Source organism: Faecalibacterium sp. DFI.5.82 (assembly GCF_029076575.1).
Classification (GTDB): domain Bacteria; phylum Bacillota; class Clostridia; order Oscillospirales; family Ruminococcaceae; genus Faecalibacterium; species Faecalibacterium duncaniae.
Window position 1 is genome coordinate 19,582 of the sequence record NZ_JARFIS010000011.1, and the last position, 22,198, is coordinate 41,779.

Annotated in this window: 21 protein-coding genes; 17 read left to right on the forward strand and 4 right to left on the reverse strand. The window is 63.0% G+C overall.

Annotated features, from left to right (window positions below; genetic code table 11):
* The first annotated feature begins 1 nt into the window (after position 1).
* From cobM to P0G09_RS12695, 17 genes are all read left to right on the forward strand, one after another.
* Positions 2-763, forward strand: a complete 762-nt coding sequence (gene cobM / locus P0G09_RS12615; RefSeq protein ID WP_005935005.1) for a precorrin-4 C(11)-methyltransferase — start codon at positions 2-4, stop codon at positions 761-763.
* Positions 760-1,758 (forward strand): cobalamin biosynthesis protein, encoded by a 999-nt coding sequence (locus P0G09_RS12620; RefSeq protein WP_275252843.1) that lies wholly within the window; start codon positions 760-762, stop codon positions 1,756-1,758. The genes cobM and P0G09_RS12620 overlap by 4 nt, the downstream gene beginning before the upstream one ends.
* Positions 1,751-2,485 carry a precorrin-3B C(17)-methyltransferase gene (cobJ, locus tag P0G09_RS12625; protein WP_005935001.1) on the forward strand — a complete coding sequence of 245 codons (735 nt, stop codon included), beginning with the start codon at positions 1,751-1,753 and terminating at the stop codon, positions 2,483-2,485. Before P0G09_RS12620 ends, cobJ begins: the two co-directional genes overlap by 8 nt.
* A complete protein-coding gene (gene cobK, locus P0G09_RS12630) occupies positions 2,482-3,219 on the forward strand; it encodes a precorrin-6A reductase (RefSeq protein ID WP_156059719.1) in 738 nt (245 codons plus the stop codon). Before cobJ ends, cobK begins: the two co-directional genes overlap by 4 nt.
* A complete protein-coding gene (cbiE, locus tag P0G09_RS12635) occupies positions 3,216-4,418 on the forward strand; it encodes a precorrin-6y C5,15-methyltransferase (decarboxylating) subunit CbiE (protein WP_275252844.1) in 1,203 nt (400 codons plus the stop codon). Before cobK ends, cbiE begins: the two co-directional genes overlap by 4 nt.
* Positions 4,415-5,800: a cobyrinate a,c-diamide synthase gene (locus tag P0G09_RS12640; protein WP_275252845.1), complete on the forward strand. Its 1,386-nt coding sequence runs from the start codon at positions 4,415-4,417 to the stop codon at positions 5,798-5,800. Before cbiE ends, P0G09_RS12640 begins: the two co-directional genes overlap by 4 nt.
* A complete protein-coding gene (gene cobT / locus P0G09_RS12645) occupies positions 5,797-6,861 on the forward strand; it encodes a nicotinate-nucleotide--dimethylbenzimidazole phosphoribosyltransferase (protein WP_275252846.1) in 1,065 nt (354 codons plus the stop codon). Before P0G09_RS12640 ends, cobT begins: the two co-directional genes overlap by 4 nt.
* Positions 6,855-7,376: a bifunctional adenosylcobinamide kinase/adenosylcobinamide-phosphate guanylyltransferase gene (locus P0G09_RS12650; RefSeq protein ID WP_275252847.1), complete on the forward strand. Its 522-nt coding sequence runs from the start codon at positions 6,855-6,857 to the stop codon at positions 7,374-7,376. The genes cobT and P0G09_RS12650 overlap by 7 nt, the downstream gene beginning before the upstream one ends.
* Entirely contained in the window at positions 7,373-8,125 is a 753-nt protein-coding gene (locus P0G09_RS12655) for an adenosylcobinamide-GDP ribazoletransferase (RefSeq protein WP_275252848.1), read from the forward strand. The genes P0G09_RS12650 and P0G09_RS12655 overlap by 4 nt, the downstream gene beginning before the upstream one ends.
* Positions 8,122-8,439 carry a bifunctional adenosylcobinamide kinase/adenosylcobinamide-phosphate guanylyltransferase gene (locus P0G09_RS12660; protein ID WP_005934987.1) on the forward strand — a complete coding sequence of 106 codons (318 nt, stop codon included), beginning with the start codon at positions 8,122-8,124 and terminating at the stop codon, positions 8,437-8,439. Before P0G09_RS12655 ends, P0G09_RS12660 begins: the two co-directional genes overlap by 4 nt.
* Complete coding sequence (locus P0G09_RS12665; RefSeq protein ID WP_156059725.1) at positions 8,433-9,032, forward strand: histidine phosphatase family protein; 600 nt, start codon at positions 8,433-8,435, stop codon at positions 9,030-9,032. The genes P0G09_RS12660 and P0G09_RS12665 overlap by 7 nt, the downstream gene beginning before the upstream one ends.
* A complete protein-coding gene (gene cbiB / locus P0G09_RS12670) occupies positions 9,029-9,979 on the forward strand; it encodes an adenosylcobinamide-phosphate synthase CbiB (RefSeq protein ID WP_275252849.1) in 951 nt (316 codons plus the stop codon). Before P0G09_RS12665 ends, cbiB begins: the two co-directional genes overlap by 4 nt.
* 96 nt (positions 9,980-10,075) lie before the next feature.
* A complete protein-coding gene (locus P0G09_RS12675) occupies positions 10,076-11,125 on the forward strand; it encodes a histidinol-phosphate transaminase (RefSeq protein ID WP_275252851.1) in 1,050 nt (349 codons plus the stop codon).
* A complete protein-coding gene (locus tag P0G09_RS12680; RefSeq protein ID WP_275252852.1) occupies positions 11,122-12,624 on the forward strand; it encodes a cobyric acid synthase in 1,503 nt (500 codons plus the stop codon). Before P0G09_RS12675 ends, P0G09_RS12680 begins: the two co-directional genes overlap by 4 nt.
* Complete coding sequence (locus tag P0G09_RS12685; protein ID WP_156059729.1) at positions 12,621-13,292, forward strand: precorrin-8X methylmutase; 672 nt, start codon at positions 12,621-12,623, stop codon at positions 13,290-13,292. Before P0G09_RS12680 ends, P0G09_RS12685 begins: the two co-directional genes overlap by 4 nt.
* A gap of 123 nt (positions 13,293-13,415) precedes the next feature.
* Entirely contained in the window at positions 13,416-14,786 is a 1,371-nt protein-coding gene (locus tag P0G09_RS12690; protein WP_275252853.1) for an MATE family efflux transporter, read from the forward strand.
* 182 nt (positions 14,787-14,968) lie between these two features.
* Positions 14,969-16,816: an HD domain-containing protein gene (locus P0G09_RS12695; protein ID WP_275252854.1), complete on the forward strand. Its 1,848-nt coding sequence runs from the start codon at positions 14,969-14,971 to the stop codon at positions 16,814-16,816.
* A 143-nt stretch (positions 16,817-16,959) separates the two neighbouring features.
* Here the strand turns inward: P0G09_RS12695 and pflA are convergent, their stop codons facing one another.
* The 4 genes from pflA to P0G09_RS12715 all read right to left on the reverse strand — a co-directional run bounded on the left by pflA (position 16,960) and on the right by P0G09_RS12715 (position 22,158).
* Complete coding sequence (gene pflA, locus P0G09_RS12700; RefSeq protein ID WP_097773391.1) at positions 16,960-17,715, reverse strand: pyruvate formate-lyase-activating protein; 756 nt, start codon at positions 17,713-17,715, stop codon at positions 16,960-16,962.
* Positions 17,702-19,954, reverse strand: a complete 2,253-nt coding sequence (pflB, locus tag P0G09_RS12705) for a formate C-acetyltransferase (RefSeq protein WP_275252855.1) — start codon at positions 19,952-19,954, stop codon at positions 17,702-17,704. The genes pflA and pflB overlap by 14 nt, the downstream gene beginning before the upstream one ends.
* A 635-nt stretch (positions 19,955-20,589) precedes the next feature.
* Positions 20,590-21,042 (reverse strand): hypothetical protein, encoded by a 453-nt coding sequence (locus tag P0G09_RS12710; protein ID WP_275252856.1) that lies wholly within the window; start codon positions 21,040-21,042, stop codon positions 20,590-20,592.
* A 90-nt stretch (positions 21,043-21,132) separates the two neighbouring features.
* The gene (locus P0G09_RS12715; protein WP_005934962.1) at positions 21,133-22,158 is read right to left on the reverse strand and encodes a lysylphosphatidylglycerol synthase transmembrane domain-containing protein; all 1,026 of its coding nucleotides are present in this window, start codon (positions 22,156-22,158) and stop codon (positions 21,133-21,135) included.
* Positions 22,159-22,198: the final 40 nt, after the last annotated feature.

A 22,198-nucleotide genomic window follows, 5' to 3' on the forward strand; every position in this document is an offset into this window, starting at 1 on the left:
GATGGTACATTTTGTAGGCGCAGGCCCCGGCGCACCTGACCTCATCACCCGGCGGGGCGCGGCCCTGCTGCAGGAAGCCGACTGCATCATTTATGCGGGCAGTCTGGTCAACCCGGCCTTGCTGGGGCTGGCAAAGCCGGAGTGCGCCGTTTACAACAGCGCCGAGATGACGTTGGAACAGGTGCTGGACGTGATGCGCCGGGTGGAAGCCGCAGGCGGGACCACCGTGCGGCTCCACACCGGCGACCCCTGCCTGTATGGGGCCATCCGGGAGCAGATGGACGCACTGGATGCGGACGGCATCCCCTACGATGATACCCCCGGCGTGTCCAGCTTTTGCGGGGCGGCGGCGGCGCTGAACGCCGAGTACACCCTGCCCACCATCAGCCAGACCGTGATCATCACCCGGATGGAGGGGCGCACCCCGGTGCCGGAAAAGGAGAAGCTGGCCAGCCTTGCCGCCCATGGGGCAACCATGGTGATCTTCCTCTCCATCGGCCTCATCGACAAGGTGCAGCAGGCCCTGCTGGCAGGCGGAGCCTACACGCCGGAGACTCCTGCCGCCGTGGTCTACAAGGCCAGCTGGCCGGAGCAGAAGGTGGTGCGCTGCACCGTGGGCACGCTGGCCGGGAGCACCCGCGCCAACGGCATCACCAAAACGGCGCTCATCGTGGTGGGGGAATTTCTGGGCACCCGGTATGAGCGGAGCAAGCTCTACGACCCAACCTTTACGACGGAGTTCCGCAAGGGGGCAGACCAGTGACCCGCGCCTATCTTGCCTTTACGGAAAAAGGACTGGCGCTGGCCCAAAAGCTGTCCAGTGCCCTGCCCGGCACCGTAGACCGCTGTGGCCATGGTGGGCCTAGCCTTGCCGATTGGGCTGCGGAGCAGTTCGCCCATGCGGATGCCCTGATCTTTGTGGGGGCTGTGGGCATTGCGGTGCGGGCCATTGCGCCCCACTGCTGGAACAAGGCGGTGGACCCTGCCGTGGTGGTGCTGGACGAGTGCGGCCATTTTGCGGTGCCGATCCTTTCGGGCCATCTGGGCGGGGCCAACGATCTGGCCCGGGCGCTGGCGGCGGTCTGTGGTGCGGTGCCGGTCATTACCACGGCCACCGATGCCAACGGGGTGTTTGCTGTGGATGCGTGGGCCAGGCACCAGAACTGCGCCGTGCTGGAGCCGGGGCGCATCAAGCGCGTCAGCAGCAGGCTGCTGGCGGGCGGTCCGGTGCGATACCGGTCGGAATTCCCCATCACCGGGCAGGCCCCTGCCGGGGTGGTCCCGGCGGGGGAGGCAGAGCACGCCGACTTTGCCCTGACCCTTTTCCCGGCGGGCGATGCGCTGCACCTGATCCCGAAGATCGGTGTGCTGGGCATCGGGTGCAGACGGGGGACAAGCGCCGCACAGCTGGAAGCGGCCTTTGCACAGTTCTGCGCGGCCCACGGCCTTGCGGCAGCGTGCATCACGGCAGCGGCCAGCATCGACCTGAAAGCCCATGAGCCGGGCCTGCTGGAATTTTGCAGAATCCACGGCTGGCCGGTGCAGTTCTATTCTGCCGCACAGCTGCAGAACGCCCCCGGGCAGTTCACACCTTCGGCCTTTGTCCGGAGCGTGACCGGTGTGGACAATGTCTGCGAGCGGGCGGCGGTGCTGGCGGCAGGCGGCACGATCATTCTTCCCAAACAGGCGGGCAACGGCGTGACCTTTGCGCTGGCGCTTCGTCCCTTTGCCCCGGATTGGAGGTGGCAGGATGCCTAATGTTGTTTTTGTTGTCGGGCTTGGGCCCGGGGATCCCCGGTTTCTGACCGCACAGGCGCAGAGCGCCTTAACGCAAGCCGAGGTGCTGTGCGGCTATACGGTCTATCTGGATCTGGTGCGCCCCTACTTCCCGGACAAGCTCTATTATTCCACTGGCATGACCAAGGAGATCGACCGCTGCCGCTGGGCGCTGGAAACGGCCCGGAGCGGCAGGGCGGTGGCGCTGGTCTGCTCGGGAGATGCCGGGGTCTACGGCATGGCAAGCCCTCTGCTGGAGCTGGCCGAGCACTTCCCGGACGTGACGGTGGAGGTGGTGCCCGGCCTGACCGCCGCCCTGAGCGGCGGTGCGGTGCTGGGTGCCCCGCTGGCCCACGATTTCTGCGTGCTCTCCCTCTCTGACCGGCTTACGCCGTGGGAGGTCATTGAGCGGCGGCTGGCGGCAGCAGCCATGGGGGATTTCTGCATCGCGCTGTACAACCCCTCCTCCAAGGGGCGGCCGGACTATCTGGCGCGGGCGGTGCGCATCCTGCTGGCAAACGGCAAAGCACCCGGAACGGTCTGCGGCATCGTGCGGAACATTGGCCGGGAGGGGCAGGAAAGCCGCGTTCTGACGCTGGCTGCGCTGGAAACCACCCCGGTGGATATGTTCACCACCGTGTTTGTCGGCAACGCCCAGACCCGCCAGCTGAGCGGGCGGATGGTCACGCCGCGGGGGTACCGCGCATGAGGGCCGTGGTATTCAGCGGCACCACCGAGGGCCGTGTGTTTTCAAAGCAGCTGGCCGCACTGGGGGCCGAGGTACTGGTCAGCGTGGCCACCCCGCTGGGGGCCGAGGAACAGGGCGAAAGGTCCGGCATCACCGTCCACTGTGGGCGGCTGACCCCGGAGGAGATGACCGCCCTGCTGCAGGGGGCTGACCTCTGCGTGGATGCGACCCATCCGTATGCGGTGGAGGCCACCCGAAACATCCGGGCAGCCTGCAAAACAGCAGGCACGGAGTACCGCCGCCTGCTCCGGCCCGAAAGCCCGCTGCCCGCCGGGAGCATGGTGTTTGCCTCTGCGGCCCATGCGGCGGGATTTCTGGCCCGGACGCAGGGAAATGTCCTGCTTGCCACCGGGGCCAAGGAGCTTTCTGCCTTCGCTGTGCTGGAACCGGCACGGCTCTTTCCCCGTGTCCTGCCCACCCGGGAAGGCATTGCCGCCTGCGAGGGGGCAGATATCCCCCATAAGAACATCATCGCCATGCAGGGGCCGTTCTCCTATGCGTTGAACCGGGCGCTGATGGAGCAGTTTGCCATCCGCTTCCTCGTTACCAAAGATGGCGGCGCGGCGGGCGGCTTTGAAGAAAAAGCCCGGGCAGCGCAGGACACCGGGGCTCAGCTCATCGTCATCCGCCGCCCGGCCGAGCAGGGCGAAACGGCGGAACAGATCCTGACACATTGTAAGGAGATGCTGCAATGATCACACTCATCGGGATGGGGTCGGGCACGCCGGAAAGCCTGACCGCGCAGGGCCTTGCCGCCCTGCAGAACGCCGGACTGATCCTGGGGGCAAAGCGCCTGCTGGAACAGCTGCCGCAGGGCTGCACGGAACACCGGAAGGCCCTGTATCAGCCTGAGGATGTCCTTGCCGCGCTGGCGGCTGACCCGGAGGTGGATGCTGCCCTTGTGTACAGCGGCGACACCGGGTTTTACTCCGGTGCGGCCCAGCTGCTGCCGATGCTGCGGGCCTTTGGCATCTCCTGCCGGGTGCTGCCGGGGCTTTCCAGCGTTCAGCTGCTGGCCGCTGCGGTGGGCCGCTCCTGGCAGGAGTGGAAGCTGGTCTCGGCCCACGGCTGTGCCTGCGACCCGGTGGCCGAGTGCCTGACAGCCGGGGGAAAGCCTGTGTTTTTCCTGACCGGCGGGGTAGAAACGCCTGCCTCCCTCTGCGGCCGATTGGCTGCTGCCGGGCTGGGCGATGCCCATGTGCTGGTGGGCGAAGAGCTGGGCCGGGCAGAGGAAAAGATCCTGTTCGGCACGGCGCAGGAGTTTGCGCAAAAGCAGTTTGCAAGCCTGAGCGTTCTGCTTGTGGAACACGTTCCTCAGCCGCCCCGGCGGGTGCCCGGCTTCCCGGATGAAGCCTTCCACAGGGGAGAGGTGCCCATGACCAAGCAGGAGGTGCGGGCGGCGGCGCTGGCCAAGCTGGCCGTGCAGCCTGCCGATACCCTGTGGGATGTGGGAGCGGGCACCGGCAGCGTGAGTGTGGAGCTGGCACTGGCTGCACCCCGGGGGCATGTGTATGCCGTGGAGTGTGACCCGGAGGCCTGCGGGCTCATCCGGCAGAACCGGGAAACGTTCCACGCCTGCAACCTGACACTGGTGGAGGGCCGCGCCCCCGCTGCGCTGGCTGACCTGCCCGCCCCGGATGCCGTGTTCATCGGCGGGACCAAGGGGGGCATGGAGGCTGTGGTGGACACGGTGCTTGCCCGGAATCCGAACGCCCGCATCTGCATCTCTGCCATTGCGCTGGAAACGCTGAGCGCCGCCGTGGCGGCACTGACTGCCCACGGCCTTGCTGCGGAGGTAACGCAGATCGCAGTCAGCCGCACCCGGCCTGCGGGCAGACTCCACCTGCTGATGGCCAATAACCCCATCTTCCTTATCACAGGAGAACGCAAATGATCCAATTTCTTGTGGCCGCGCCCTGTTCCGGCAGCGGCAAAACCACACTGACCTGCGCTCTGCTGGCGGCGCTCAAGCGGCGGGGGCAGGACCCCTGCTCCTTCAAGAGCGGGCCGGACTATATCGACCCCATGTTTCACCGGGCCGTGCTGGGGGTGGAGAGCCACAACCTCGACCTGTTTTTCTCCGCGCCGGAGACGGTGCGCGCGCTCTATGCGCAGGCCGCCGTCGGGCACGGGGCAGCCGTGTGCGAGGGTGCCATGGGCTTTTACGATGGACTGGGCGGCGTGAGTGATACCGCCAGTGCCTGGCATCTGGCCGATACGCTGGGCCTGCCGGTGCTGCTGGTGGTCCAGCCCAGAGGGGCCAGCCTGACGCTGGCGGCCCAGATCAACGGACTGAAGCAGTTCCGCACCCCCAGCCATCTGGCGGGCATCCTGCTCAATGACTGCGCCCCCCATTTGTATGCTCTGCTGGCTCCCATGCTGGAACGGGAGACCGGCCTGCCGGTGCTGGGCTATCTGCCCCACCTGCCGGATGCCGCCCTTGAGAGCCGCCACTTAGGCCTGAAAACTGCCGGGGAGATCGCGGACCTGCAGCAGAAGATCAGCCGGATGGCCGATGCGCTGGTGATGGATTGGGAAAGGCTGTCTATCCTGACCGAAGGAGCAGCGCCTTTGGTGCACACAGATCGGCTCCCCCCTGCGGGAGAGCTGCCGCCCCAGGGAGGAGAGGAACAGCGCCCCCGCATTCCCATTGCCGTTGCAAGGGATGCGGCGTTTTGCTTCACCTACGCCGAAACGCTGGAAGCACTGGAGCGGGCGGGGGCAGAGCTCTGCTGGTTCAGCCCCCTGCAGGACTCCGCCCTGCCGGAGCAGATCGGCGGGCTCTATCTGCCCGGCGGCTACCCGGAGCTGTATGCCGGGCAGTTGAGCGCGAATCGCTCCATGCTGGCCTCTGTGCGCCGGGCTGTGGAGCGCGGTCTGCCCACGGTGGCCGAGTGCGGGGGCTTTCTCTATCTGGGTCAGAGCCTGGAGGATGCCAGCGGGGAACGCTGGCCCATGGCAGGCGTTCTGCCGGGACAGGGCTTCCGGGTGGGGCGGCTGGTGCGGTTTGGATACGCGGCATTGACTGCCCACGCCGACAGTATGCTGTTCCGCGCCGGGGAGCGTCTGCCGGTGCACGAGTTCCACCACTGGGATTCCACAGACAACGGCACCGACTTTACCGCCGCAAAGCCCAACGGGAAGCAATGGAACTGCGGCTTTGCAAATGAGCATTTCTATGCGGGCTTCCCGCATTTGTATTGGGCGGGCACGGCCCTGCCCCGGCGGTTCGTGGATGCCGCCGCACACTATCATCAAGAGGAACAGGACCAATGACAGAGCTTGAACTGAAACAGCTTCTTTCCAAGATCACCCGGCCGGACGAGACCGCACGCACCGCCGCCCATGCTCACTGGGCCAGCCTGGCCAAGCCGCTGGGCGGGTTGGGCAGGCTGGAGACCATGCTGGAGGATGCCGCCGCCCTGACCGGTACGGCAGAGCTGGCGTTTTCCCGCCGGGCCGTGCTGGTGCTCTGCGCCGACAACGGCGTGGTGGCGCAGGGCGTGAGCCAGACGGACCAGAGCGTGACCCGGGCCGTGGCCGAGAACCTTGCCGCCCGGCGCACCAGTGTCTGCCAGATGGCAAAAACGGCCCGCTGCGAAGTGGTGCCTGTGGACCTTGGCATGGCCGGGGAGCCGGTGCCCGGGGTGCAGAACTGCCGCATTGCCGCCGGGACGGCCGATTTCACCACCGGCCCTGCCATGACCCGCCAGCAGGCGGTGGATGCCATTGCGGCGGGCATGGGGCTTGTCCGGGCGCAGAAGGCGGCGGGGGTGCAGCTGCTGGCCACGGGGGAGATGGGCATTGGCAACACCACCACCTCCAGCGCCGTGGCTGCGGTTCTGCTGGGTCAGCCCGTGGAGCGGATGACAGGCCGTGGTGCTGGCCTTTCCGACGCGGGGCTTGCCCGCAAGCTGGATGCCATCCGGCGGGGCATTGCGCGGAATCGGCCCGATGTTGCTGACCCTCTGGATGTGCTTTCCAAGCTGGGCGGGTTCGACATCGCCGGGCTGTGCGGTGTTTTTCTGGGCGGCGCGCTGGAAGGCCTGCCCGTGCTGATGGATGGCTTCATCAGCGGGGTGGCGGCTCTGTGCGCGGTGCGGCTCTGCCCCGCCGCGGAAAAGGCCGTGTTTGCCAGCCACTGCTCCACCGAACCGGCAGCAAGGCTGGTGCTGGAAGCGCTGGGCAAAGTGCCCCTGCTCACCGCCGGGCTCCATCTCGGCGAGGGCACCGGAGCGGTGGCAAGCATCCCGCTGTGGGATATGGCACTGGCCGTTTACCGCGATTGCTATTCCTTCACGGAGGGCGGCATCACGCCGTATACCCCTCAATGCTGACGCTGGTATTGGGCGGTGCCGCCAGCGGCAAGAGCGGGTATGCCGAGAGCCTGGTGCTGAAAACCGCGCTTCCGCGCTATTACATCGCCACCATGCAGGTGTGGGATGCCGAGTGTGCCGCCCGGGTGGAAAAGCACCGGAGGATGCGGGAGGCAAAGCAGTTTGAGACCGTGGAGTGTCCCCTGCATCTGGAGAACATCCGTCTGCCTGCCCGGGGAACTGCGCTGTTGGAGGATCTGGGCAACCTGACCGCCAACGAGCTCTACGACCCCGCCGGGGCGGGAGAAAATGCGGCTTCGGCCATTTTGGAAGGACTGGACCAATTGGCCGAACAATGCACGCACCTCATCGTGGTCTCCAACGAGGTGTTCAGCGGCGGTGCCGACTACGCAGGCGACACCGGGCGCTACCTGAAAGCGCTGGCGCAGGTGAACAATGCCCTTGCCGCCCGGGCTGACCATGTGGTGCGGGTGGTGTGCGGCATCCCGGTCTATTATAAAGGAGTGGAAAAATGATTGGATTGCAGACCATTGCAGTGGCCTTTGCCATGTTTTCGGCCCTGCCGGTGCCGCAGTTCGCGTGGAACCAGAAGAACATGCGGTATGCCATGTGTGCCTTCCCGCTCATCGGGGTGGTCATTGGCGGGCTGTGGTGCCTGTGCGGCGCTCTGCCCCTGCCGATGCCCGCAAAGGCGGCGGGGTTCTGCCTGATCCCGGTCTGGATCACGGGCGGCATCCATCTGGATGGCTATGCCGACACCTGCGATGCCCTTTCCAGCTATGGCGACCGGGAAAAGAAGCTGGAGATCCTCAAAGACCCCCACTGCGGTGCCTTTGCGGTGATCCGGCTGTGCAGTTATTTTGCGGCCTACCTTGCCCTTTGCGCCTGCGTGGACTTCACGCCCCGGGTGGGCCTGTGCTGGACACTGGCCCTTGTGCTGGAACGGGCCCTCTCGGGCCTGGCCGTGGCATCGTTCCCGATGGCAAAGAACACCGGCCTTGCCCACACCTTTGCCACGGCGGCGGATCGAACTACTGTCCGCCGGGTGCTGATGGTGCTGGCCGCTCTGCTCAGCGCCGCCCTGCTGGCACTGGGCGGCTGGGGGCTGGTGCTGGCGGCGTTGCTGGTGTTTGCACGCTATCATGTTGTTTCAAACAAGCAGTTTGGCGGCATCACCGGCGATCTGGCCGGGTGGTTTTTGCAGAAAGCCGAGCTGTGGATGCTGGCGGCGCTGTGTGCCTGCCAGTGGGGAGGACTGTTATGATCTTTATCACCGGGCCGCTGTACAGCGGCAAGCGCACCTTTGCCCAGCGCCTGCCCGGCACCCGCATTGCGGAGGTGCAGGCCCTGGCCGCAGAGGCTGAGGATCTGGAAAAGCTTGCGGAGGAGCTCTCCGCTTATGATATCGTGATGGCCACCGAGGTGGGCGGCGGCGTGGTGCCCATGGACGCAGGGGAGCGGGCTGCCCGGGAAGCCGCAGGGCGGCTGGCCTGCCTGCTGGCGGCCCGGGCCGGGTGCGTGGTGCAGATGTTCTGCGGCATCCCCACAGTATTGAAAGGAGAACTGCCCCCATGCTGATCTATCTTCTGCGCCACGGCCTGACGGCCTACAACGCCGAAAAGCGCTATCAGGGCCAGCGGGATATCCCCCTGAGCCCTGCGGGCCGCGCCCAGCTGCGGCAGGCGGATCTCCGGCCGGAAACGGTCTATATCACCCCGCTCTGCCGCACCCGGCAGACCGCGGAGGTGCTCTTCCCGGGTGCAAGGCTCGTGGAGGTGAAAGACCTGCAGGAGATGTGCTTCGGCAGCTTTGAGGGCCGCAATTTCATTGAGATGGAGCACGACCCGGATTATCTGGCCTGGGTGAACGCCAATTGCGAAAGCCCCTGCCCGGACGGCGAGACCAAGGCTGTTTTTTCGGAGCGGGTGTGCAGGGCCTTTGCCGCACTGGTGGACAGGGCCCTTGCCGATGGGGAAGAGACACTGGTCATTCTGGCCCACGGCGGCACCCAGATGGCTGCCATGGAGCGCTACGCCCTGCCCCATGCGGATTATTACCACTGGTGCGCCCCCAACGCGGGCGGTTACGTTCTGGATGCAGGAGATTGGGCGGAGCAGCGGGTGCTGCACCTGCTGAAGACTGTGCAGTACACAAAGGAGGATGCCCGATGATCGAATACGCAGTACTCGGCGGTTTTGTGCTGGACTGCCTCTTCGGCGACCCGGCCTGGCTGCCCCACCCGGTGGTGTACATGGGCAAGGCCATCTCGGCGCTGGAAAAGCGCCTGCGGGCCCGCCTGCCCAAAACGCCTCAGGGGGAACTGCTGGGCGGGGCCATTGTGGCCTTCTGCCTGCCGGTGGGCACCTTTCTGCTGACGAGCCTTGTCTGCCTGGGAGCTGCCCGCATCAGCCCGTGGCTGGGGCTGGCCGTCCAGATGTTCTGGTGCGGGCAGGCACTGGCCGCAAAGGGGCTGGCGCAGGAGAGCACCAATGTTTACCGGGAACTGGTCAAGCCCGACCTGCCTGCCGCCCGCAGGGCGGTCAGCCGCATCGTGGGGCGGGACACCCAGGACCTGACGCTGGAGGGTGTGACCAGGGCCGCTGTGGAGACGGTGGCCGAAAACGCCAGCGACGGCGTGATCGCGCCCCTGCTCTATATGCTCATCGGCGGAGCACCGCTGGCCCTGACCTACAAGGCCATCAACACGATGGACAGTATGCTGGGCTACAAAAACGAAAAATACCTCTACTTTGGCCGCATCCCGGCCAAGCTGGACGATGCGGCAAATTACCTCCCCAGCCGCCTTGCCGCCCTGCTGTGGGTGGCTGCCGCGGCCTTTACGCACAATGACGCAAAAGGGGCGTGGAAGATCTGGCGGCGGGACCGCCGGAACCACGCCAGCCCCAACAGCGCCCAGACCGAGAGCGCCTGCGCCGGTGCGCTGGGGGTGCAGCTGGCCGGGCCCGCCTATTACTTTGGCGAATACTACGCCAAGCCCACCATCGGCGATCCGCTGCGCCCCATTGAACCGGAGGATATCCTGCGTGCCAACCGGATGATGTACGTGGCAAGCGCCCTTGCACTGGCGTGGGGCGTGGCAATACGGGCTATTTTGTAACGACCTCGCCCTCTCAGTCATGCTTTGCATGACAGCTCCCCCAAAGGGGGAGCCAAGAGCTGGGATCCAGAACCATCCAGGAAAAGGAGAACGAACATGCAACTAGTACATGGCGGCGATTGGGCCGGTTACCGGGCCGAGTTCGGGCGGGATGCGCTGGATTTTTCGGCCAACGTCAGCCCGCTGGGCCTGCCGGAAGGGGTGGCCCGGGCCATCACGGCGGCATTGCCCACGGCCGACCGCTACCCCGACCCCCTGTGCCGGGAGCTGCGGGCAAAGCTGGCGCTCCATGAGGGCGTGCCGGCGGAGCAGATCCTCTGCGGCAATGGGGCGGCAGACCTCATCTTCCGGCTGGTCTGGGCCAAAAAGCCCCGCCGGGCGCTGGTCACCGCACCCACCTTTGCGGAGTATGCCACTGCTTTGGAGAGTGTCGGCTGCACGGTGGAACGCTTCTTTTTGCGGGAGCAGGAGGACTTTGCGGTCACGGATGCGTTCTGTGCGGCCATCCGTCCGGGGGTGGACATGGTGTTCCTCTGCCAGCCCAACAACCCCACCGGCCAGCTGACGGCCCTGCCGCTGGTGGAGCAGGTCCTCCGCCGCTGCGCGGCGTGCGACACCTTGCTGGTGGTGGACGAATGCTTCCTTGATTTCCTGCCCGACCATGCCCTGCACACGGCAAAAGGCCTGCTGGGGGAGGGGAATCTGGTCATCCTGAAAGCCTTTACCAAGCTCTATGGCATGGCGGGCGTGCGGCTGGGCTATGCCCTGAGTGCCGACACAGCGCTGCTGGAACAGATGCAGGACTGCGGCCAGCCCTGGGGTGTGTCCAGTCTGGCGCAGGCGGCGGGCCTTGCCGCGCTGGAGGAGACAGCGTATGTGGAAAAGGTCCGGGCCCTCATTGCCGAACAGCGGCCCCGCCTGACGGCTGGGCTGCGGGCGCTGGGCCTGCGGGTGCTGGACGGCAGGGCAAATTACCTGCTGTTTCAGGCTCCGGAGACGCTGGGAGAAGCCCTGCGGCAAAGGGGTGCTGTGCTGCGCAGCTGTGCGAACTACCCCGGGCTGGGCCCCGGCTGGTACCGCACCGCCGTGCGCACCGGGCCTGAAAACGAACAGCTTTTGAAACTTCTTGCGGAGGTGCTGGAATGAGCAAGGCAAAGTGCATCATGGTGCAGGGAACCATGAGCGGTGCAGGCAAAAGCCTGCTGTGCGCCGCCCTCTGCCGCATTTTTGCGCAGGACGGTTACCGCGTGGCTCCCTTCAAGAGCCAGAACATGGCGCTGAACAGCTTTGTCACCCGGGATGGGCTGGAAATGGGCCGGGCACAGGTGGTGCAGGCGCAGGCCGCAGGCATCGAGCCGGATGTGCGGATGAACCCCATCCTGCTCAAGCCCAGCAGTGACGTGGGCAGTCAGGTCATCGTGAACGGCGAGGTGCGGGGCCAGATGCCCGCCGCCGCCTACTTCAAAATGAAAAGAGCGCTCATCCCGGAGATCCTCTCGGCCTACAACAGTCTGGCCGAAACTGTGGACATCATCGTCATCGAGGGGGCCGGAAGCCCGGCGGAGATCAACCTGAAGGCAGACGATATCGTCAACATGGGCCTTGCCCGGCTGGTGGATGCCCCCGTTCTGCTGGCGGGAGACATCGACCGGGGCGGTGTGTTCGCCCAGCTGTACGGCACGGTGGAGCTGCTGGAGCCGGAGGAGCGCGCCCGCATCAAGGGGCTGCTCATCAATAAATTCCGCGGCGATGTGGAGATCCTGCGCCCCGGCCTTGCTATGCTGGAAGAGAAAACGCAGCTGCCGGTGCTGGGGGTCGTGCCCTACCTGAAGGTGGACATTGAGGACGAGGATTCTCTTTCCACCCGGCTGGATGCGGGCAAAACGGTCCACCCGCTGGATGCGGAAATCCTCCGCCTGCCGCACATCTCCAACTTTACCGATTTCATGCCGCTGGAGCAGCACCCGCTGCTGGGCGTACGGTATGTGCAGAATACCCGCCAGCTGGGCACACCGGATCTCATCATCCTGCCCGGCACCAAGAACACAGTGGATGACCTGCTCTGGTTGCGGCAGTCCGGGCTGGAAGCAGCCCTGTTGAAGCTGGCGGCCAACGGCACGCCGGTGCTGGGGGTCTGCGGCGGGTATCAGATGCTGGGCGAGACGCTGGCCGACCCTGAGGGCACGGAGAGCGGTACGGCGCAGACCGTGCGGGGGCTGGGGCTGATGCCCACCCGCACGGTCTTTACCGGCCAGAAGCACCGCACCCAGGACACTGCCGCCGTGACCGCAGCTCCCTTTGCGGGCGCGGCCCTGACCGGATATCAGATCCACACCGGCCGCACTGAGGTGCAGGGTGTGCCCTTCTGCACACTGGCAGACGGCACACCCGAGGGCTGTGTGCAGGACAATGTGTTTGGCACCTACCTGCACGGCCTGTTTGATACCGGTGAACTCACCGAGAAGCTGGTGGCCCTGCTCTGCCAGCGCAAGGGCATCGCGCCGGACAGCGCGGCCCTCATCCCGATGGAGCAGTACCGCCAGCAGCAGTTTGACCTGCTGGCCGATGGCGTGCGCGGCGCGCTGGATCTGGATGCCGTTTACGCGGCCATGGGGTTGGAGAACCCGCGGAGGAATGCACAATGATCCCACAACATCATCTGCCCGCCGACATTGAGCGGACAAGCCTTTCCATCATCACGGCAGAGCTGGAAGCGTTGGGCCTGACCCCGCCGCCCGAGACTGCCGCTGTGGTCAAGCGGGTCATCCACACCACCGCCGACTTTGACTATGCGAAAAATCTGCGCTTTACGCCGGGGGCTGTGGCGGCAGGCATTGCCGCCCTGCGGGCCGGGACTCCTATCATCACCGACACCAACATGGCGCTTTCGGGCATTTCCAAGCCTGCCCTTGCCCGGCTGGGCGGCAGTGCCCTCTGCTACATGGCGGACCCCGAGGTGGCGCGGATCGCAGCCGAGACCGGAACCACCCGGGCAGTGGCCTCCATGCACCGCGCGGCGCAGGAGCACCCCGGGGCCATCCTTGCGGTGGGCAATGCCCCCACCGCCCTGCTGACCATTGTGGAGGAGATCGAGGCCGGGCTGCGGCCTGCCCTGGTTATCGCCGTGCCGGTGGGCTTTGTGAATGTGGTGGAAAGCAAGGAAGCGCTGTTTGCCGCCTGTGCAGCCCATGGCGTGCCTGCCATCGCGGCCATGGGCCGCAAGGGCGGCAGCACCGTGGCCGCTGCAGTCTGCAACGCTCTGGTCTACTCCGCTGCCGAGATGCTGGACCCAGCGGCAAGAGGGTGGAAATAGGGCGGAACCGGTGAAAACGCCCCTTTTTACGCTTTTGCTTGACTTTTTGGCAGAAACAAGGTATCGTTTATCTGTATGACGATTGATCTATGAGTTGAAGCTTTGCGTGAAAAAGGAAGCATTATGGCACAGACGATTCTAGAAGAAAAGAAAAAATCACGGCTGATGACAGAGGGCAGCATCTGGAAGAGCATCCTGCTCTTCTCGGTGCCGCTGATCCTGGGCAACATGCTGCAGCAGCTGTACAACACCGCCGATTCCATCATCGTGGGCAACTTTGTGGGCAGCAACGCGCTGGCAGCGGTCGGCTCCAGCGGATCGCCCATCTTCCTGCTCATCGGGTTCAGCCAGGGTATTGCCGTGGGTGCCGGTGTCGTGGTGTCTCAGTTTCTGGGAGCCAAGGACAGGGAGGGCGCGCACACTGCGGTGCACACCTCCCTGGCCCTTTCGGCCATTCTGGGTGCGATCCTGACCGTGTGCGGCATTGCCGTCAGCCGTGCCCTGCTCACCGCCATGAACACCCCCGCAGAGGTGCTGGAGGATGCGGTGCTCTATATGCGGCTCTATTTTGGCGGCGTGCTGTTCAGCGTGGTGTATAACATGGCGGCCGGTATCCTGAACGCCGCCGGCAACTCCAAGCGGAGCCTGCTCTACCTGGGCGTTGCCTCCATCACCAACATCGTCCTCGACCTTGTCCTGATCGCCGGATGCAAGATGGGCGTGGCCGGTGCGGCCATTGCCACCGATATCAGCCAGCTGGTGTCCTGTGTGCTCTCCCTGCGGTTTCTGATGCGGGTGGAGGACGATTACCGCGTGACGGCAAAGGAAGTGCGCGTGCACAAAAAGATGGCGGTCCGCATCATCAAGGTGGGCCTGCCCACCGGCATCCAGAACATGGTCATCTCCCTTTCCAATGTGCTGGTGCAGGTCAGCGTCAACGGCTATGGTGCCGCTGCCATGGCAGGCTTTGCCGCCTATATGAAGGTGGATGGCTTCAACATTCTGCCTGTGCTGAGCTTCAGCATGGCGGCCACCACCTTTGTGGGCCAGAACTTTGGTGCGGGCAAGATCGACCGTGTCAAAAAGGGCACCTTTGTCACCCTGGGTATGTGCATCGTTTACACCATCCTGACCGGCATCCTGCTGCTCGCCTTCCAGGACCCCATCATGCACCTGTTCACCGGCGATGAAACGGTCATTGCCTACGGCAAGATCTGTATGCTCTATTTCTGCCCCTTCTACTGGATGCTGGGCATCCTGCAGGGCCTTGCCGGTACGGTGCGCGGCACCGGCAAGAGCGTGCCGCCCATGGTGGTGCTGCTGATCTCCCTGTGCCTGTTCCGCATCGTCTGGATCCAGTTTGCCCTGCCCCTGTTTGCAGGCATTGAGGGTGTGCTGCTGGTCTACCCGGTGTCCTGGGCTGTGGGTGCAGTGTTGATGGTGCTCTACGCCTGGAAGGGCAAATGGATGCAGCTGCCGGAAGCAATTTCGTAAATTAAGCGCACCCGATCCCCCGGTGAAAGTGTGTTTATACAAAAATGACGTATGAATGCGCAAAAATATTCGGGGGGGGGGATAAAAATCTGCGAAAATCAGTTGATTTCTGCCGAAAAATGCCGTATACTGAATTATAGTTTCAAATTGAACGACGGACTTCGACAAAAGGGGCTGATGAGATGGAGTGCACACAGGCAGAGGCTTTTGAACAGTATATTCGGGACCTGCGCGTTGTGCGCTCGATCTCCCGGCCCAGCTTTCCGGAGGGCAAAGCTCCCGCTGCCGTGCTGGAAGAGATCCAGACCAACGCGCTGAGATGCAACACCCTGATGCGGCAGAATGAGGCATTGCTGGCGCAGTTTGTCTACGACCGCGACCCTGCCTCCCTGACCGAAACGGATATCCAGGGACTGAGTGCCTTTGCAGGCAGGCTGTTCAACTATGCGAACAGCGAGGATATAGGTGTGGCATTCAAGGTGCATCAGCTGCTGCTGGCAGCGGCCCGCAGCCGGGAAGACGTGCCCATGATTGTCAGGGAGCTGTACTACACAGGCATCACCCTGCATTATATGAACGTCCGGGATGAGGGAACTGGCATCAACCTGTTGGGAGATGCGATCCAGGTCTATTTTACGGAAGCTGCTGAATACATGTCACGGTATGAACAGCTGGACAGGAATACCCGGCAGTATCTCATCCGCTGTGTGGGCAACACCCGGCTGGGGATGTCCCGCGGCACCCATGCGGAAAGCTGCCGGTATCTGGAGCGGTTCCGCCGCGCAATGGACATCATCCAGTCTGCGCATTACCATGCGCTGGACCCGGAGTTCCCCTGGGAAAGCTACATCTATTCCATGCACATGGACCGCATGACCCTGCTGACCCATCTGCGGCAGGAGGAGGATCCCGAGGTGGCGCGGCAGGTGCTGGAATCGGCGGACTACATCTGGGAGCACAAGAAGAAACACAAGGGCCCGGATGCACGCCTGCAGAACTGGCGGGTGCCCTATTTTTACGCCGCTGCCCGCTACCATGCCGGGGTGGGCAGCCTGGAAGACGTGGTCAAGATCCTTCTGGAATCGGCGGGAAGCGTGGCGCAGGATGATTATTCTGCCGAGGCCATCAACCGGAAGCTGGTTCTGGCGGCCTATCTCTCGGTCTATGCAGAACGTCTGGACGAGGCGGGAGCACAGAGGTATCGTGCAACCGTGGAGCAGGTACGCCGTTCTGCGGATCAGTATCTGGAACAGATGCCGGCCAGCCAGTATCCCCGTGTGGTAAACTCTGCCGCCTGGGAGTTGAGCAAGATCAGCACCAGCTCAGATGAAACGGCGAACCGCCGGATGCTGGGCAGTATCCTGGCCGGGCACAAGCCGACCTATGTCCACTCGCTGATGGTGGCAGAGCTGACCCGTGCCCTGCTGCATCGGCAGATCGAGACAAGGCCCGAAACACTGGTGGGCCTGCTGGGCTGCAGGAGCGCGGCCGAGGTGCAGGCCCGGCGGGAAGAGCTCTGCCAGACGGCCTATGAGTGCGGCCTGTACCACGACCTTGGCAAGTGTGCCGTTCTGATGTACATCGACAACAACGCCCGCCGCCTGCTGGATGAGGAGTTTTTCTGCATCCAGAGCCACCCAAGGACCGGCGCTGACATTCTGAATAGAATGGGCTGCGGAAGAACGCTGGCCCTGGCGGCGCTCTATCACCACTGCTATTACAACGGCAAGGGCGGATATCCCAATGATGTACCCTCCTGCCCGCCGGAGATCAAGGGAATCGTGGATGCGCTGAGCGTGGCAGACTCGCTGGATGCCGCCACCGATAATATCGGTCGGTGCTACAACCTTGCCAAGCCCTTCCGCACGCTGCTGGAAGAGCTGCGGGCCCAGAGCGGCACCCGCTATGCGCCCAATGTGGTTGCCCTGTTCGAGGATGAGCGTTTCTGCCAGCAGCTGGCAGAGAACACGGATGCCGAGCGCAAAAGGGTGTATCTGCAGGTGTATCACGCCGGAGGTGAAGAAAAATAAATATCATAAGCAAAAGGAGCCTCTTGGGCTCACATCCCCTGTCTCTACAGGGAAATAGGTGTGAGTGCCAAAAGGCTCCTTTTCTTTTGCTCTTATGATATTAGATGCAAAAAGCTTTGTCAAGCACCGGCGGCTGCATCGCTTCAGCCGGGGTACTTAGCCACTTCCAGCAGTTCCTCGGCCCGGCGGACCTGTTCCGCCGTGGGGGGAACAGCATCGGGCAGGGGATAGGAGATGCCCAGCTTCTGCCACTTGAACAGCCCCAGCGTGTGGTAGGGGAGCACCTCCACCCGCTGCACCGTTTTCAGGCTGCGGATGAAATCTGCGGTCCTGCGCAGGCCCTCCTCGTCATCGGTGAGGCCAGGCACCAGCACATGCCGAATCCAGAGCGGAACGCCCAGATCAGAGATGTGCCGTGCCATGGCTAAGATGTTGGCATTGTCCCTGCCGGTAAGCTGACGGTGCTTCTCCGGGTCGATCTCCTTGAGATCCAGGATGACCAGACTGGTGGAAGCCATCAGGGTATCGAAGGCGGCCAGGTAGGCGGGGTCATCGGGCTGGAACGGCTGACCGGCCGTGTCCAGCGCGGTGTGCACCCCCTTGGCGCGCGCCAGCTGGAAGAATTTTGTCAGGAAGTCCATCTGCCGCAGCGGCTCGCCGCCGCTGACGGTGATGCCGCCCTTCTTGCCCCAGTAATTGCGGTAGCGCCAGACGTGTTGGAACAGCTTCTCCGGAGACCATTCCGTGCCGCCCTCAGCGCTCCACGTTTCGGGGTTGTGGCAGTATTTGCAGCGCAGGGCACAACCCTGCAGAAAGACAACGAACCGGACACCCGGCCCGTCCACCGAACCGAAGCTTTCCAGCGAGTGGACGAGACCGACAGGGTCACAGTGCGGCATGGCAGGTACGGGAGATCACGTCCATCTGCTGCTCGCGGGTCAGGTCGATGAACTTGACCGCATAGCCGGAGACGCGGATGGTGAAGTTGGCGTATTCTTCCTTTTCGGGGTGCTCCATGGCATCCAGCAGCTTCTCCTTGCCGAACACGTTCACGTTCAGGTGGTGTGCACCCTGGTCGAAGTAGCCGTCCATCACCTGCACCAGGTTCTCCTTGCGCTCCTCCTCGCTGTGGCCCAGAGCCTCGGGGTTGATGGTCTGGGTGTTGGAGATGCCGTCCAGAGCCCAGTGGTAGGGCAGCTTGGCAACAGAGTTCAGGGAAGCCAGCAGGCCGTTCTGCTCCGCACCGTAGCTGGGGTTTGCACCGGGTGCAAAGGGAGTAAAGGCGGCACGGCCATCGGGCAGAGCACCGGTGTACTTGCCGTACACCACGTTGGAGGTGATGGTCAGGATGGAGGTGGTAGCCTCGGAGTTGCGGTAGGTGCGGCGCTTCTTGATCATCTCCAGGAAGGTGCGCAGCAGCCAAACGCCGATCTCATCGGCACGGTCGTCATCGTTGCCGTATTTGGGGAAGTCGCCCTCCACCTCATAGCCGGTGGCCAGGCCGGTCTCGTCGCGCACGACCTTGACCTTGGCGTACTTGATGGCGCTCAGGGAGTCGATGACGTGGGAGAAGCCTGCAATGCCGGTGGCAAAGGTGCGGCGCACATCGGTGTCGATCAGGGCCATCTCGGCTTCCTCGTAGTAGTACTTGTCGTGCATATACTGGATCAGGTTCAGTACGTTGACGTACAGGCCGGCCAGCCAGTCCAGCATCTGGACATACTTGGGCAGGACTTCGTCATAGTTCAGGTACTCGCTGGTGATGGGGGCATAGTTGGGGCCGCACTGCTCGTGGCTCTTCTCGTCCACGCCGCCGTTGATGGCGTACAGCAGGCACTTTGCCAGGTTGGCGCGGGCACCAAAGAACTGCATCTCCTTGCCGGTCTGGGTGGCAGACACGCAGCAGCAGATGGAGTAATCGTCGCCCCACACGGGCTTCATCACATCATCGTTCTCGTACTGAACAGAGCTGGTGTTGATGGATACCTTGGCAGCGTACTTCTTGAAGTTCTCGGGCAGGGCAGAGGAGTACAGAACGGTCAGGTTCGGCTCCGGTGCGGGGCCCATGTTCTCCAGAGTGTGCAGGAAGCGGTAGCAGTTCTTGGTGACCATGCTGCGGCCGTCCATGCCGATGCCGCCCACTTCCAGGGTGGCCCACACGGGGTCGCCGGAGAACAGCTGGTTGTAGCTGGGGATGCGGGCAAACTTGACCATGCGGAACTTCATCACCATGTGGTCGATCAGCTCCTGGGCCTGGCTCTCGGTCAGGGTGCCGTTCTCCAGATCGCGCTGGATGTAGATATCCAGGAAGGTGGAGATGCGGCCCACGCTCATGGCAGCGCCGTTCTGGGTCTTGATGGCGGCCAGGTAGCCGAAGTACAGCCACTGGCAGGCTTCCTTGGCGTTCTTGGCGGGCTGGGAGATATCGCAGCCGTAGGCCTCGGCCATCTTCTTCATGCCCTTCAGGGCGCTGATCTGGCGTGCGATCTCCTCACGCAGGCGGATCACGTCATCGGTCATGGTGCCATCGCCGCAGTTGGCGAAATCTTCCTGCTTGAACTTGATCAGGGCATCGATGCCGTACAGGGCCACGCGGCGGTAGTCGCCCACGATGCGGCCGCGGCCGTAGGTGTCGGGCAGGCCGGTGATGATGTGGGTGTGGCGGGCAGCCTTCATCTCAGGGGTGTAGGCATCGAACACAGCCTGGTTGTGGGTGCGGGTATAGTCGGTAAAAATCTTGTGCAGCTCCTCGCTGGGCTGATAGCCGTAGGTGGTGCAGGCCTGCTCTGCCATCTTGATGCCGCCGTAGGGCATGAATGCACGCTTCAGGGGCTTGTCGGTCTGCAGGCCGACGATCTGCTCCAGATCTTTCAGGGTCTCGTCGATATAGCCGGGGCCGTAAGCGGTCAGGCTGCTGACGACTTCGGTCTCCATGTCCAGCACGCCGCCCTTGGCGCGCTCTTCCTTCTGCAGCTTCTGCAGGGCACCCCACAGCTTATCGGTCGCCTCGGTGGGGCCAGCCAGAAAGCTTTCGTCGCCGTCGTACGGGGTGTAGTTCTTCTGGATGAAGTCGCGGACATTGACTTCCTCTTTCCAGATGCGGCCCTCAAAGCCTTCCCACTGTTCAAAATTGATCATTGGAACCTCCTTGCTCCATTCCATGCGCAGGGTTAGCGCATTCTAACTATTGAGCCTTTGAAAAACCGCACTGTATCGGCGGCTTTCTGGGGGCGAAACGGTCTTGAACTGCCGTCTGCGGCAGTTCTAACTACAAGGTGTAGACAAAAATGAAAACCTGCCCACAAAATCTTGCGTTACTATAATAACAAGAACCACTTTAAAAAGCAATAGAAAACAAGTGGGTTTTCTTCCAAAGCAAGGGGGATTCTTTGGGCAGAATGTAGAAAAAAAGCTAAAACCCCGGCGACACACACCTTTTTCGGGAAAAATTGCAAATTGAGGGTTGACAAGACTAACCGTCTATGGTATTCTGTTCTCGCAGCGGCGGTTAGCTAATTCTAACCACGATGCACCAAAAAACGGAGCGTCTGCAAGCGCTCCGTTCCATTCCTCCATTCCATACTCTCTTTTTCTTGGCAGGATGCAGCATTCTGGTTTGCTCTGCATCCGCTGCGCGGCACACAGGGCTCTGGTACGGCACTGTGCGCAGATGAAAACAAAAACGGGACACTCAGCTTGACCACCTGAGTGCCCCGATTTTTGTTTTGTCCCGGTCGTTTGTCAGCCGCATCCCGGGGAGCGGACAACATTCTTTACACCACCGCATCCCGCAGCAGCTGGTAGATCGCCTCCGCGTTTCCATCAGGGGAGCGGAGGAAGACGAATTTTCCGTTTACCTGACAGACTCCGTCTGAATAGACGGTGAAAAGCAGGTTCTGGCTGGCATCGTCTGCAAAGCGCAGGGTGATGGAATGCGCTTCGTAGTCGTGGGAGTAGGAGCGGACATTCTGGCTGAATTTTTGGTAGCAGCTCGCGTTTTGCAGGATCTCGAAAAATGCCTGATAAGTATCATCGTCCGCAGAATAGGCACGGGTGGTGACCACAGAGGGGCTCAGGCTGACGGTATCCTCCACACTGACAGAGACGGAAGTGCTTTTATTGATGTCAGTTTTCAGGTCAACGCGGCGGTTGGAAACGAACAACAGCACGAACAACACGACCCAGAGGGCCATGATGGCATAAAAACGGAGACTTTTGTTTTCCATAAGGCGTTCTCCTTTGGTGGGCCGCACAGCTGGGCGGCCAGAGATCTTCAAAGAGTACGCTTTCATTATAGTGCCGGAATGCGCAGGATGTCAACTGTTCTCCAGATGCTTCTGCGCCGCAAAAGTGCCTGCGGCGCTGGCGGCGAACACAAAATAGTAGCTTGCGATGCGGAAGAGCATCAGGGTGCTCATGGCCTCGCCGCTGGTCATAAAGCTGCTGAACACCAGCAGAAAGGCTGTTTCAATGGAGCCCATGCCTGCCACATTGGGCAGGGCGTTGGAAAGGAAGAGCATCAGGCTGGTGAGCAGCTGTACCTGCCAGAAGCTCAGCCCGCAGGAAAGCCCCATGAACCGGATGCAGAACCACGGCAGGGTGAACATCAGAAACAGCTTGAGGGTCTGCACGGCAAGGATACGGGCACAGCGGCCCTTGTCGGCCAGCAGGAGGCGGCTCTCGGTGGCCAGAGTGTCCAGCTGCTCCAGCCACTTTTCCCGGCGGGTCTGCCACGGTTCTGTTTTGGGCAGAAAGCCCATGGCCCAGCGGGCCAGCCGCTGCACCAGCGGCGAGACACAGAGCAGCACCAGCGTCACGATGACCAGCGCCACCACGCAGTAGGCGGCGGGCAGATAGTGCATCACGCCGGAGGTGTTGGCGGCGAGCCACCGGTGCTGCAGCAGGAGCATCACAGTGGCATAGAGCAGAACGGTGGTCTTGTGGAATACATATTGCAGGGTCATCAGGCCCACACCGGGGCCCAGCGGCAGGCCGCAGTGGTAGAGATAGTAGGACTCCATGGGCACAGCCCCGGCACCCAGGCCGACCACGTTGCCAAAGATGCCCACAAAGGCGGCATCCAAGCCGCGCCGCAGGGTGAAGCCCGGCAGGCGGCAGCGGATGATGAGCCAGCAGACGATTCCCTCAAGCAGAGGGTATGTCAGGCCGATGGCCAGCACCAGCAGCACCTGCCAGAAGGAGAGCTGGGCCAGCGCGGTCGAGATCTCGGCCCAGTGGCTGCTGAAGATGAAAACCACTACACAGGTCAGCGCCAGCAGCACCAGCAGCGAAAGGATCGCCTTTTTGCGGGAGGGCTGCTGGGGGGTGTTGGTCTGTTCCATGGGACAAGGCTCCTTTCACGATACTGCTTGCAGTATAACA